Here is a 12,912-nt window from a genome sequence, read left to right as displayed (position 1 = left end):
TATGTCTACTACAACAGCGCACCCGTTCTCGACCGCAACCGGCACTGATGTGCGTGTGCGGTTCTGCCCCTCGCCCACCGGAACGCCGCACGTCGGCCTGATCCGTACGGCCCTGTTCAACTGGGCCTACGCCCGGCACAACGGGGGCAAGTTCATCTTCCGCGTGGAGGACACCGACGCCGCCCGCGACAGCGAGGAGAGCTTCACCCAGCTCTTGGACGCCATGCGCTGGCTGCGCCTGGACTGGGACGAGGGCGTGGAGGCCGGCGGGCCCCACGAGCCGTACCGCCAGTCCCAGCGCTACGACATCTACCGTGACGTGATCGCCAAGCTCATCGAATCCGGCCACATCTACGAGAGCTTCGCCACCGGCGAGGAGATCGCTGAGCGCAACATCAAGCTCGGCCGGGACGCCAAGCTCGGCTACGACAACTACGAGCGCGACCTCACCGACGCAGAGAAGGCGGCCTTCCGCGCCGAGGGTCGCGAGCCCGCGCTCCGCCTCAAGGTGCCGGACACCGAGCTCTCCTTCGACGACCTGGTCCGCGGTGAGATCACCTTCCCGGCCGGCTCGTTCAGCGACTTCGTCGTGGTGCGCCCCAACGGCCATCCCCTCTACCCGTTCGTGAACCCCGTCGACGATGCCCTGATGGGTGTCACCCACGTGCTGCGCGGCGAAGACCTGCTCTCGTCCACGCCCCGCCAGATCGCGCTGTATCACGCGCTGATCGACATCGGCCTGACCACCTTCGTGCCGCGTTTCGGCCACCTGCCCTACGTGATGGGTGACAAGAACAAGAAGCTCTCCAAGCGCGACCCGGAGTCGAACCTGTTCCTGCACCGCGAACGGGGCTTCATCCCCGAGGGCCTGGTGAACTATCTGTCCCTGCTGGGCTGGTCGCTCACCCACGACCGCGACGTGTTCTCCATCGAAGAGATGATCGCCGCATTCGACGTGGTCGACGTGAACCCGAACCCCGCCCGCTTCGACCTCAAGAAGGCCGAATCGCTCAACGGCGACCACATCCGTCTGCTCGAGCCGGCCGACTTCGCCGCCCGCGTGGTTCCCTACCTGGTGAACGCCGGCGTGCTCACCGAGCCGCTCAGTGACACCGAGCAGGCCATCCTCGCCGCCGCCGCCCCGCTGGTTCAGGAGCGCATCGCCCTGCTCGGTGAGACGCCGGACATGCTCGGTTTCCTCTTCGAGAGCGCCGACAAGCTCGAGCACCAGCCGGATGCGCTCGCCTCGCTCCCGCAGAACGCCGCCGAGATTCTCACGGCCGCCACGGCAGCGCTGCGCGACATTCCCGAAGAGGAGTGGACCCACGAACTCGTGCACAGCACCCTCACTGACACCCTGATCGGTGGCCTCGGCCTCAAGCCGCGGGTCGCGTTCGGCCCGCTGCGTGTCGCCGTCTCCGGTCGCAAGATTTCGCCGCCGCTGTTCGAGTCGATGGAGATCCTCGGCCGGGCCGACTCGCTGGCTCGCCTGGATCGGCTCTCGGCGACCCTGGTGTCATGAGCTCGGACGGTCTGCTGGGCGCCGGTGCCGGCAGCGATTCCGCTGCCGGTGCCGTTGAGGCGCCGTATGACGTCGTCATCATCGGTGCCGGCCCGGCGGGCCTGGCCGCGGGGCTCAACCTCGTGCGAGCCCGCCGCCGCACCCTGATGATCGACAGCAACCGGCCCCGGCACTCCGCCACCCTGCGTTCGCACGGCTTTATCACCCGCGACGGCGTGCCGCCGCTGGAGCTGCGCCGCATCGGCCGCGAGGAGTACGAGGCCTACCCGGCCGCCGAGTTCCACATGGGCCTGGTGCGCTCCGTCGAGCAGTTGCCCGCCGCCGCCGCCGCCCGCTTCACCGTGTCCACCAAGGGCATGCGGGGCGAGAAGAACCGCGTGGTCACCGCGCGCACCGTGCTCATCGCCACGGGCCTGGCCGAGACGCTGCCGGCGCTGCCGAGCATTCGCGCCTGGTACGGCACCAACCTGCACAGTTGTATCGCCTGCGACGGTTACGAAGAGGCCGACCGGGCCCTGGCCCTGATCGGCGAGACCGACGACCTCGCCGAACACGCCCTGCTCATCTCGCAGTGGACCGACGACCTGATCGTCTTCACCAACGGTGTCGGCCAGGTCACCGACGCCGACGAGGCCGCACTGGCCGCGCGCGGCATCCGCGTCGACCGCCGCCCGCTCACCGACGTGGTGGGGGAGCGGGGAGTCATGACCGGCATCCAGGTCGCCGACGGCGAGTTCGTGGCCAGAGAGGGCGGGTTCGTGCGCCCCAAGTACGAGGCTGCCGCCACGTTCGCTGCGTCGCTGACCCCGACAACGGATGCCGCCGGCCTGCTTGTCGTCGACGATCAGGGTCGCACCTCGGTGCCCGGGCTTTACGCCGCGGGGGACACCACTCCGCCCGGCCCGGAGCAACTGCTGGTCTCGGCCGGAGAGGGAGCTCGCGCCGCGGTGGCGATAAACCGGGAACTTCTCGGCCCGCTTGCGACACACCCTCCCGTCAATTTGGCTGGTCGCCCCGGAGTGGGATAGAGTTACTTTTCGGCGCGGTCCTCGGACAACGCATTGGGGTATGGTGTAATTGGCAACACGGATGATTCTGGTTCATTTGTTCTTGGTTCGAGTCCAGGTACCCCAGCAGTAACAGGCGCAGGATTCCGCGGCGAAACAGCCCATCGTCCCTCCTCCCAACTAGGCCTAAACGGCCTCTGTGACCGGAAGCGGTCCAACCCCCCCCCCCCCCCCGCTCACGGTTGCTATGGTGACGTGCTGCACCGGCTCATACGGACCCGTCCTGAACCAAACGGGCTGCCCACGGCTTCGTGCGCGGACCTTCTGGGTATGGACGCGACAACGCAGATCACCGCGACGTTCCTGACCCAGCTCGAGGTCGCCGAGCTATTCAAATTGCCCGAGCGAACGCTGAAGGACTGGCGACCGACCCACACGGGCCCGCCCTACCTCAAGGTCGGCCGGCACGTTCGCTACGACGCGGGAGCGACTCGAGGAGCCTGAGCTTTCTCAGAGTCGCGGTTGAGCCTGAGCAGCTCCTCAGTGGCGACGCGGTGCGAACCTTCCGCCGTGCTTAGGCGCAGCCGTATCTCACGAATGATGACCGACAGGCCAGGAAAAGCCGTGGCAGTCAACGAAGAAAGCCTACAGACCGAGCTCGCAGACGAGCTAGTCGCGATTACGAAAGCTCGCAGACTCCACCCGCAACGTTCCCCGTCCCTCCGACTCTTACGACGCGGCGTGACCCACGCCGGTGAGCTCGAGCTGAACCGCTGGCGCTCACCGGCGCTACCCATTGGCGCTGAAACGCGATATTCAGCGGCGCTCAACCGCAATAACTGGTGGCGCTCGAGGGGCCCAATACTCCGGCGGCTGCGTTTGGTGTCGGCGAAGACTTAGGTTTCGCGACAGGTAACCAGCTAATCGCTACGGCACAGGGACTACCGCCTGCAAATTGTCTCTGCTATTGAACCTTTCGGACCTAGGCGGACATCCCGTAGAGAAGAAAACAACCGACAGTATTCAAAGGGGATCACAGATAAACGCTCATACTGGCCGCCGCAAGTGGCAGGCCCTCCTTCTCACGGCCACGACGGTGGTCGCCCTTGTTCCTGGGGCGAACTCTGCGGCCAATGCCGCACCGCAAACACCTCCGCCAACACCTGTCGCCTCCGGTGTTACGCCGGTTACTTTGACCGCAAATTCGGGGCGAACAGCTGTAACACAAGCAAGATCATAGCTGCTACTGGACTTGGGACAACCGGAGTTGGAGCCGTGACTGCAGCCCTCCTGCTGATCTGGGTGGGGGCTGCAGCGGCGCCGATCGCAGGGCTTGTTGCCGCTGTGATTGGTTTCGGAGCGGCAGCCATCGCCACTTGCTCGCGTACCTCGACTTTCGTGAAGCTCACCAAGAGCGGCCGCATCGCGTACTCGGCCCACGTTGGGGCGCTCCGCGCCATCTCTCTGGGCTGGTAGCTGGCCGGTTTCAGGCTGCGTTCGAAACTTCTGAAGCGGCCGTTGTCGCGTCCAGACGTTGGCGAGAGTGCGGTTTTTCGTGTGAGCTGAGCTGTCTCGAAACGAGAGTGTTTCGAAACCCATGGGATACGAGACGTAGGAGATTCCTCTCCAGCCGACGAGTGGCAGATGATTTGTCTCGTATCTAACGCCCACGGAACGCTGGATATGTCGAACACATTTGTGGGCATATCTGGTTGCGGCCGAAACGACGTGGAAGTGCGGTACTTGGCTAAGACGTCGGCGGTGTGTTCGTGGAAGGTCGGGAAGTCAGCGTGGAACGGTGACCAGACGTTGGCAAAGGTCTCTCGCTCAGGGTTGAAGACGGTGAACGCGGGGTGAACGATGTCCCAGATCGCGCGAGACGGGCGCGCCAGCCCGCGGATGCAGTCCGATTCATGCGTGAGGTGTCTTGTAACGTCGCTGTGTCATATCCCATGGCATGCTCGATATTGAAGACCACCTTTTCAATCGACGAGGGGCACGCCGCCGGCGCTCAACGGGACGGGAGTGTGTTTGAAGCGCATTTACGCACGGGCCGAGGTGTCGCAGTCCATGGCGTTCGGCCTAGACTGCAGACGGAACCAGGGTAAGTCACTCGTCCGAGCGCTCTCGATCCATGAGGGGGATTGCAATGAGAGTTAGGAATCGCGCGACCAGCCTTGCCACGGCAGGTGTCCTAATCTTGGTCAGTGTTTGGGGGGCTCAATCAGCGTCTGCAAGCGCGGCCACACACGACCGGCCGGCGGCGACACAAACTGGTGAAGTGGTCTTCGAGGCCCCACTCGCTTCAGAGTTGCCGCGCCCTACAGACAGCGGAGCAAATTGAAGAGGGTTCTCATACCGATAGTGGGATTGCTAGCAATTTTCGGAATACTGGCCCTGAAATACAACGTTGCTGGGCACCGAGAAAGCCCGATTTGGTCTGTACTGCTTGTCGTTGTGATCGTGTCCACATTGATTCTCTTCGGTAGAGAAATACGCCGTTAGACCGGTACCTTTTCAACTGGTCTTGGTCACCACAGCCCCGTTTCAACTGGCAATTGCTGCCAGCAGATGCTCGAGCCCGTCGTTGCCCGTGAGCCTGGCGCCACAGTGCCGTCAGCTGGCGCCAGTGTCTCGCAACCTAGTGCCTTAAAGCCCCTGGGTTTCGAGCCGCGGAGGAGGGCCCGGAAGGGATCGCTCGATGGAGAGAACGCTGACGACTGGCGTGTGACCATGAGTGAGTATCGACACCCCACGATCCCAGTGGGGATCTATCGCGACGAGCGGGGCCTCTTTATCGATTACGGCAATCGATGGGGAGGGGAGTCCCCGCCCGAAGACGCCTATTCGCGTTTGAGTAATCTGGATCGCTTCGCGCTACTTCACGACGTCGCCCTCGCACTCGTCGCGTGGCGTACGGTCGATAGACGATCGTCTATCGGACGGAGAGGGCTACTAGCAGGTCTGTGCAGGCGTTACTCACGCGGTGGCACGCTTTTGTGCAGGTTGCCCACTTGGGGTGGAGCTGAGCCATTCGCTCACATGCGATCACGGACTCTGTGCAGGCTTCCACGCAGGCATCCAGGATCAAGATCGCTGCTGCGTGATTGGCGCTGGTCGTCCATGAAAGAACCCTGGCCGTCACAAGTCCAATCTCAACGCAGTACAAGTCGGCTAGGAAACACGTGGTGATTTCCCCATCACCGGTCACTGCTAGACATTCCTCTGCGCACATCTCGCTCACACGGACCAGTTCGTCACATGCTTCTTCGCAGGTACGTATCCGCTCTTGAATCAGAGCGTGAATTAATTCGCTGCGGAGCATGAGGTTCACGGTAGCGCCGATGTGCGCCGATATCTCCCCCCTTGACCGTTGTGGCGAAGGTTGGATACGAGACGCCGGCTGCGGACGAAAGTTTGTTAGGCGATCCTCTACCAGCCACGGTGGCCGGCGTCGATTGACAGGGTGCCGTCAGCAGCGGATCGATCCGACAGGAATACCAGTGCACGCCCCGTGCGAAGTTGGTTTTCATTTAGAGATTGACGACAACGAAGTAGCGTGGCTGGCTGAAATTCGTTACGCGTTGGGGACCTCGGGCCGCTCGGCAGACGTTCCAGACTTCTGGCCGCTCTGGGAAGTAGGCCATTCAGCCTATTGGCGCCCGACTGATTTGTGGAGCGTCTCTCAACCTCAACCAGGAGGCACACCAACCGAGGCGCTTTGATATGCCTCAAGATGAGGGAATGGATCGCGCGTCAAACCACCTGGTCGCCGAGCTTGAGAAGCCATCGGGTACACGCACTCGACGTCTGTTCCGTCGTGCGTTGGCGCTGGTCCGTGCAGCATGGGGTTACGTCGAGGTCGACGCTGACCTTCACGAGGTAACTCTCTGTGACGGCCCCATCGACGCAGGTTACGACCTGGGCCGCAGGCTGCGAAGAGCACTAGTTAGCCCGGCCCAGTCTGGCGGCAAGGGATCGGTCAGTGTACGAGCGCTTTGAGGGCGATCAATGCGACACCCATGCCGGCGGTGGCGGCGGCGGTGGCGAGCTTTGCCACGAGGGTGGCGCGACGTTGTCGGGCTGCCCACCATCCCAACACGGCCAGGGTGATCACGGCACCCCACAGCGAGACGTCGACGCCGGCATCCATCGAAAGCCCAAGCGCTGCGGCTGAGGCTAGGCAGACCACCGGGACGATGAGGGCCCACAGTAATCCGGCGGAGCGTTGCAGAGCCTCACGCACCGCTTCCCGCCAGCTCGTTTCCCGATTGCCGACAATCTCGGCGTACACGTGTGCGCCCCAAAAAACCAACACGGTGCCGACAGTGCGGGCGATCAGGACGGGTAGTCCCGGGTTGTAGAGGGAGAACGCAGAAATTAGGCCAGCGGTCAAAACGGTGCCATAAACGGCCTCCGCGTTCAGTGCCCGCGACACCCATGGGTAGCGCCTCAACCGCGAATTCAGGTCGAGTCCCGAAGCTTTCACCGCAACCACCGTTCTTGTGTTGCAGCCCGCTGAACCGCGAGGTGAGCCTAGTCGAGCCAGATACCCGGCGCGAGTCAAACAAGCAGTTTCTATCCTTCGCTCAGGGAATCCTCGGCTGGCCCAGTTGACGTGAAGCACGCCTCTCGTGTTGAATATCCATAGAAGGGGAGTAATCCTCGCTCCGCATCGTCAATACGTTCCCTCCGTGGGTTCCGGTGCGCAGGGCCGCAAGGCCGATGAGACCTTCACGATAATTTCGTGGAGGTCTTTGTCATGACTGTCCCTCTGTGGGCGTGGTTCACTGTCCTGGGTGTGATCCTGCTGATGCTTGCGGTCGACTTGGTCGCCCACCGCAAAGCTCACGTGATCGGTGTGCGGGAAGCCGCCGTGTGGTCGATCGTGTGGGTGTCTCTCGGTGTCGCGTTCGGCGTGCTCGTGTGGACGCTGTGGGGGGCAGAATTCGGGCAGCAGTACTTCGCTGGCTACCTGATCGAGAAATCCCTCGCGGTAGATAACGTGTTTATCTGGGCGATTATCTTCGCCGCTTTCGCGGTCCCGCGCGAGTACCAGCACCGAGTGTTGTTCCTCGGCGTCCTGGGCGCCCTGATTTTCCGCGGGATCTTCATCGCCGCCGGCGCCGCGCTGATCGAGAACTTCTCCTGGATCCTGTACGTATTCGCCGCGTTCCTGATCTACACCGGGTGGCGGATGTTCCGCTCTCGCAACGACCACGTCCACCCCGAGAAATCCCGCATTCTCAAGGTGTTTCGCCGGTTCGTGCCGATGACCGACGCTTACCACGGGCAGAAGTTCCTGATCCGCAAGGCAGGAATCGTGGTGGCGACCCCGCTGCTGGCCGTGCTGGTGCTGGTGGAAATCACGGACATCATCTTCGCCGTCGACTCGATCCCGGCTATCTTCGCCGTCACTAGCGAACCGTTCCTGGTCTTCAGCGCGAACGCGTTCGCCATCCTGGGGCTTCGGGCGATGTATTTTTTGCTCGCGGACCTGATCCATCGGTTCATTTACCTCAAGATCGGACTCGCTTTCGTCTTGATCTGGGTGGGTATCAAGATGCTGCTGCTGGATGTCTTCTACATCCCGACCACGATCAGCCTGGCCGTAGTCGTGACCATCATCACGGTGTCCATCGTGGCCAGCCTCCGCGCCACCCGCGGTCAAGGCCGACGCGAGGTGCAGGCCGAGGCCGCTGGGGCGTTCCGGATCGCCACCGACGAGGAACTTGCTGCGGTTGAGCCGGTCTTCGGCCGCCGTGGCCGAGTGCCCGCCGGGGGCGGAAAGGATCGCTTCGATGAGTGACCTGGACCCCTCGGTGGATCTGGACTCTCAACCGCAGACAGTGCGGAGAGGCCGTCGAGGTGTAACGCCGGCGGTGCTTGCGTTGCCGCTGCTCGCGGTAGCCGGCATTCTGGTCGTCGCGTGGACCGTCGGCGTTGACGACACCTGCGGGGGTCCGGTGCCGGGATGCGGCAGTCTGCGCAATTCAGGAGATATTCCGGGCACTGTCCGGGCGGTCATCGATCGCACCACTGAGGCGACCGGGGTGTGGCATCCGGTCGATGACTGGGGCGCCCGGGTGCAGCTGCACGACCGGCCCTGCCCGGAATCGAGCTGATCACGATGACGCACTCTCCCCGCGACTGCCAGCTCCGCGGCCCTGCGTACGAAGCGCCGGTCGGCCGCCTGGTCTTAGATGGGGAGCTGTGGCCTGAAGACCTCCTCAAGCTCACCCGCCACGATGACCTGTGTGTGCACATCGTTCTTCCCCGCGACAGGGACCGCTGGGTGGGACTGTTTGCCGGCGTACGAGTGCTGGCCGAACGGACCGCGCACGTCGGGGTGCACGCGCAGCCAGAACGGGGTGGATTCAGCATCGATCCGGCCGTCCTCTCAGCATCGAGTGAACGCCGACGTCGGGCGATGCTCGCCGAGGTAATTCGGGATGCAGGCACGGCGGGTGTGGAGGTGACGCTATCGCAGGTATACGTCGAGGCCTTTAGCGCCACGCGCGCCACACTTCGGCTCCCGGCTCCCGCCGGAAGGGTCAGCGAATGGGGGGTACTGTGCGTCGCGTGGTTCCCGCTCACCCCTTTGTTCTCTTCGAAACCCCTGATCCTTTGGTGATGTTTGGGGTATTCGCCCGCTTCGCCAGCCGCCGTATTGTTCAGCCACAGAAAAGGAGCACACATGAACTGCCCTCACGACGGAGCCATGCTGGCAGTCGCTCGCCGAGCCGGCGTGGAGATCGACGTCTGCCCGATCTGCCGGGGGGTGTGGTTGGATCGCGGGGAACTGGACAAAGTCATTGCCCTCGCCGGCGCCCGCAGTCGTCCAGGCCGGCCACCGTCACTACCCCCGCTGCGAGCGACAAGCTCCGCGAGCGAGAATATGGACACCCCGCCTGTCAGCCAATCCAAAAAGACTGCATCCCGGGGCGAGAACTGGCTAGCGGACCTGTTCAAGGACACCCCGCCACCCACCGACCGGAAGACGTGACCGGAAGCACGGCTGACCCGCCGCAACGATCCGCTGGAACTCTGCTCATCTCTGTGGGAATGTACCTGAGCATTATCCGACCGCAACGCCGACCTGACCTCAACAATCCTCAATACTGTCCCCGCCCCACGCAAACTCCGGACAGCGAACCCGGCTTGAGAGCGGGGGACCGGCTCAACGGGCAGGCACATGAATCCGGCACTCGGCTTAAGGCCAAGTCGAGTGGAGTTTTTGAAGGATATGCGGGGAAGCAAGAGTATTGATCGTCGCTAACCCTAGAACGCGGGTACAGGAGAACTGGCGGCCTCAGCCCGCTCCTCACTCGTCGAACCAATAACGGATACGGCGGTGCCAAGATGTCCTCAGGGGCCCTGGCGCCCACGAACGAAGGAGTCGTCCCATGGCCAAAAGGGTCAACACGCCTGACGAGCAGATCGATCGGCTGCGCATCTATAACGTTGTCGCCGGAAGTCTGCATCTGATCCAGGCCATCGGCTTCACGGTGGTTCTCACCATGCTGAGCTCGCAGGTTCTGTTCGCCGTGACCGCCGACTACCTGGCCGGCCCTCCCGGTGTGCCGATCCCGCCGGAACGGGTGACACTCTTCGAGGTGAACATCGGCATCGGCGTCGTCGCGTTCCTCGCGCTCAGCGCCTTCTTCCACTTCCTCATTTCCAGCCCCGGGTTCTTTGCACGCTATAAGCAGGGACTGCTGAACAACCACAACTACTTCCGCTGGGTGGAGTATTCGTTGAGCTCGTCGATCATGATCTGGCTGATCCTACAAATCAACGGCGTCACCGACATCGGCGCGCTGGTCGCGGTGTTCGCCGTCAACGCCGCCATGATCATGTTCGGCGCGCTGCAAGAGAAGTACGAGCAGCCGGGTACGGGGCGGCTGCTGCCGTTCATCCTCGGGTCCATGGTGGGCATCGTGCCCTGGATCCTGGTGTTGATCTACTTCCTTCGTCCGGGCAGTGCCAGTGACGTTGCGGCCCCCGGGTTCGTGGTCGGTATCGTCATCTCCCTGTTCGTGTTTTTCAACACCTTCGCCATCAACCAGTGGCTGCAATACAAGCAGGTGGGCAAGTGGAAGAGCTACCTGCAGGGCGAACGCACCTACATCACCCTGAGCCTGGTCGCGAAAACGGCGCTGGCCTGGCAGGTGTTCTCCGGCGCCATCATCCCGGCGATCGCCAGCTAGGCCGGTCCGGCTCAGCGAATCGACACAATCACTAGCATCGGCGCCCTGGTGGGGGGAGCAGCCTTGGGCCGTCGGAATTCGGAGAGCACTACTGATGATGTGCACGCTTCTACGCACGCGCCCAGGACTGAGATCGCTGCTGTGCAGTCGTGCTTGTCGTCCATGACAGCGCTCTGATTGTCACCGCTGCGATTTCCACGCAGTAGAGATCGGCGAGGAAACATGCTGTGATTTTTCCGTCACCAGGCACCGCCAGACACGCGTCGGCGCAATTCTCGCTCACCGCAATTAGCTCGTCGCATGCATTTTCGCAGGTGCGGATCCGCTCCTGTACCAGAGCGCTCGTGACGTCGCCGCAATGCATCGAACACACAGTGTCGCGGGAGCGCGCAACCCCCTCCCTGAGGCTACGCAGTGGGGTTATGGTCTGGCCATAGTTACTTCATGAGAGGAAAGCTCATGGGAACCTTGACGTACGACTCGGGCCTCACAATCTATTTCAACGACTGGACACTCGCTCATCTTCAGGTCGCCATCGGGGTCAAGCTCCACCTAAAAGAAAGCTTTCATCTCTCCTGGAAAGATGAGACGGACGGTGACGGAGGGCGGGGCTCGATCTGGATATTCCCCGGCGCCCCACTCTTCTTCAAGTTCGCAGACGACCGATGGCCTTTCCTCGATTTGGAGTGGGTCGAAGTGTTAGTCAAGTCCGCGAACACGCCCGAAGGAATGACGGTCATCCCAGAACCGCGCCCACTCGTCGCGAATCGACCCGCCCAGGACAGGGCAACAGTGCCCATGAGCGGCTGAGTTCGGTCAGCACATTTGGTTCGACGGGACAAAATCCGCAATGTCGTCGATAGCCATTCCGATCATTGTGCAATCTCGAAGGACTGCCTTCGTCTATTTTGCTTTGGTGTCCAGAGCTTTCCATTGGGACTGTATTTCGATTAGCACTGTCCGAGAGCTGTCCAGTCCTGGATGGCTGGGCTGACGAACGGGACCGCTGAGGTCTATGAGCCAGTGTGGGCCAAGAGCACAGTTCGCTAATCCGTGTAGGGCCTTTGACAGTTGAGCGCAAGCCCTTTACGGCCGTCGTGATCGCGCTCTATTCTCTGTGTGCATGGTCTCCTCACAACGCGAAGTTGATCTTGCAGACGTCTTTGTGCTCCTCGCCGACTCACTAAGTGCGGGCCGCGACGTCGTCGACACCATGGACATCCTCGTCCAGGCCAGCACCGAATTTACCGCGGCGACAGACGCCGGAATTCTTCTGGCCGACAGCGGTGGAGTTCTTCACATTGTGGCGTCTTCCAACGAGCGTACGAGCGAGGTCGAAGAGGCCCAGCTTGGTCACGATCAAGGCCCGTGTCTGGACTGCTTCGCTTCCGGGGAACCTGTAGAGATTCCTAATCTCTCCGAAGAATCCGGGCGGTGGCCTCAGTTTGTTGCGATTGCCCTCTCGCGAGGATTCGATGCCGTGCATGCCTTCCCATTGCGCCTGCGCGGTCACACTTTCGGGAGCCTTAACCTCTTTAGTTCCACCCGCGAACCGTTCAGCGACCAGGACGCAGCCTTGGCGCTGGCCTTGGCTCAAGTGGCAACGATCAGCCTCGTTCAGCATCAAACCATCCGCAATCAAGGCACGGTGAACGGTCAATTACAGCAAGCGCTGAAGAGCAGGATACTCATCGAGCAAGCCAAGGGTGTTTTGGCGCAGCGCCACGGGGTGCCCATTGATGCCGCCTTCTCCTTGCTCCGCACCTACGCGCGCACCAGCAGTTCAAAGCTGCACGACATCGCTGAAGGTGTCGTGCATCACGGGCTCTCATTTTAGGTGGAACGATTGAGACGTCCGCTTCAACGCCCTCGCCCGGATTAGAAGTCCGAAGCTGCTTGCCTTCAACTTTCCGGTAGTTCAGCCAACGGGTGGGTAACGAGGTGCCGGACAGGACCCCCGATTTCAGGCGGTTTGGTCGGTTGGGGTGACGTGGTGTTGGATGACTGTGGTCAGCGGCTGGATAGTCAGTTTGATCAAGGGGCATTCGTGTTCTCGGGTGTAAGAGTCGATGCTGACGGCAAGATTGTGGCGAGTCCACGATGTTCGGGGGCTGTAGGGGTTGCGGTCAATGATCTCTGGCGCTCCCAGATGAGTGGTGAACTCGTTGGTCAG

General features: G+C 62.2%; 12 protein-coding genes, 1 tRNA gene and 1 pseudogene. 12 read left to right on the top strand and 2 right to left on the bottom strand.

Annotation, left to right across the window (positions count from 1 at the left end):
* Position 1 precedes the first annotated feature (1 nt).
* The 5 genes from gltX to E3O60_RS18915 all read left to right on the top strand — a co-directional run bounded on the left by gltX (position 2) and on the right by E3O60_RS18915 (position 4,005).
* Positions 2 to 1,522, top strand: coding sequence for a glutamate--tRNA ligase (gene gltX / locus E3O60_RS15830; RefSeq protein WP_088456643.1), 1,521 nt, complete (start codon positions 2 to 4; stop codon positions 1,520 to 1,522).
* Positions 1,519 to 2,550: an NAD(P)/FAD-dependent oxidoreductase gene (locus E3O60_RS15825; protein ID WP_134498597.1), complete on the top strand. Its 1,032-nt coding sequence runs from the start codon at positions 1,519 to 1,521 to the stop codon at positions 2,548 to 2,550. The genes gltX and E3O60_RS15825 overlap by 4 nt, the downstream gene beginning before the upstream one ends.
* A 34-nt stretch (positions 2,551 to 2,584) precedes the next feature.
* Positions 2,585 to 2,656 (top strand) — tRNA-Gln (locus tag E3O60_RS15820).
* A 203-nt stretch (positions 2,657 to 2,859) separates the two neighbouring features.
* The gene (locus tag E3O60_RS15815; RefSeq protein ID WP_134479724.1) at positions 2,860 to 3,033 is read left to right on the top strand and encodes a DNA-binding protein; all 174 of its coding nucleotides are present in this window, start codon (positions 2,860 to 2,862) and stop codon (positions 3,031 to 3,033) included.
* Between the two features lie 771 nt (positions 3,034 to 3,804).
* Complete coding sequence (locus tag E3O60_RS18915; protein WP_241983556.1) at positions 3,805 to 4,005, top strand: hypothetical protein; 201 nt, start codon at positions 3,805 to 3,807, stop codon at positions 4,003 to 4,005.
* Positions 4,006 to 4,205: 200 nt separating this feature from the next.
* On the opposite strand, the pseudogene E3O60_RS19165 reads toward E3O60_RS18915, so the two are convergent.
* Positions 4,206 to 4,400: pseudogene (locus tag E3O60_RS19165) on the bottom strand (CatA-like O-acetyltransferase); the annotation flags it as partial.
* A gap of 700 nt (positions 4,401 to 5,100) precedes the next feature.
* Between E3O60_RS19165 and E3O60_RS19160 the strand changes: the two are divergent.
* A complete protein-coding gene (locus E3O60_RS19160; protein WP_370448663.1) occupies positions 5,101 to 5,721 on the top strand; it encodes a DUF6226 family protein in 621 nt (206 codons plus the stop codon).
* Positions 5,722 to 6,511: 790 nt separating this feature from the next.
* Here the strand turns inward: E3O60_RS19160 and E3O60_RS15805 are convergent.
* The gene (locus tag E3O60_RS15805; protein WP_134408449.1) at positions 6,512 to 6,925 is read right to left on the bottom strand and encodes a hypothetical protein; all 414 of its coding nucleotides are present in this window, start codon (positions 6,923 to 6,925) and stop codon (positions 6,512 to 6,514) included.
* A 366-nt stretch (positions 6,926 to 7,291) separates the two neighbouring features.
* Between E3O60_RS15805 and E3O60_RS15800 the strand changes: the two genes are divergently transcribed.
* The 6 genes from E3O60_RS15800 (at position 7,292) to E3O60_RS15775 (ending at position 12,576) form a co-directional block, all read left to right on the top strand.
* On the top strand, positions 7,292 to 8,338 hold the full coding sequence (locus E3O60_RS15800) for a TerC family protein (RefSeq protein ID WP_134498595.1): 1,047 nt from the start codon (positions 7,292 to 7,294) through the stop codon (positions 8,336 to 8,338).
* Entirely contained in the window at positions 8,331 to 8,654 is a 324-nt protein-coding gene (locus tag E3O60_RS15795; RefSeq protein WP_134498593.1) for a hypothetical protein, read from the top strand. The genes E3O60_RS15800 and E3O60_RS15795 overlap by 8 nt, the downstream gene beginning before the upstream one ends.
* A gap of 572 nt (positions 8,655 to 9,226) precedes the next feature.
* Entirely contained in the window at positions 9,227 to 9,535 is a 309-nt protein-coding gene (locus tag E3O60_RS19155) for a zf-TFIIB domain-containing protein (protein ID WP_134498591.1), read from the top strand.
* 400 nt (positions 9,536 to 9,935) lie between these two features.
* Positions 9,936 to 10,739 carry a heliorhodopsin HeR gene (gene heR / locus E3O60_RS15785; protein WP_088456600.1) on the top strand — a complete coding sequence of 268 codons (804 nt, stop codon included), beginning with the start codon at positions 9,936 to 9,938 and terminating at the stop codon, positions 10,737 to 10,739.
* 459 nt (positions 10,740 to 11,198) lie between these two features.
* Entirely contained in the window at positions 11,199 to 11,549 is a 351-nt protein-coding gene (locus E3O60_RS15780) for an ATP-dependent DNA ligase (protein ID WP_174845069.1), read from the top strand.
* Between the two features lie 313 nt (positions 11,550 to 11,862).
* On the top strand, positions 11,863 to 12,576 hold the full coding sequence (locus tag E3O60_RS15775) for a GAF and ANTAR domain-containing protein (protein WP_134498590.1): 714 nt from the start codon (positions 11,863 to 11,865) through the stop codon (positions 12,574 to 12,576).
* The last annotated feature ends 336 nt before the right edge of the window (positions 12,577 to 12,912 follow it).

It is taken from the genome of Cryobacterium sp. TMB1-7 (assembly GCF_004402435.1).
Classification (GTDB): Bacteria; Actinomycetota; Actinomycetes; order Actinomycetales; family Microbacteriaceae; genus Cryobacterium; species Cryobacterium zongtaii.
Note: the sequence above shows the minus strand (reverse complement) of the source record. Positions and strands in the feature narration are given on the sequence as shown.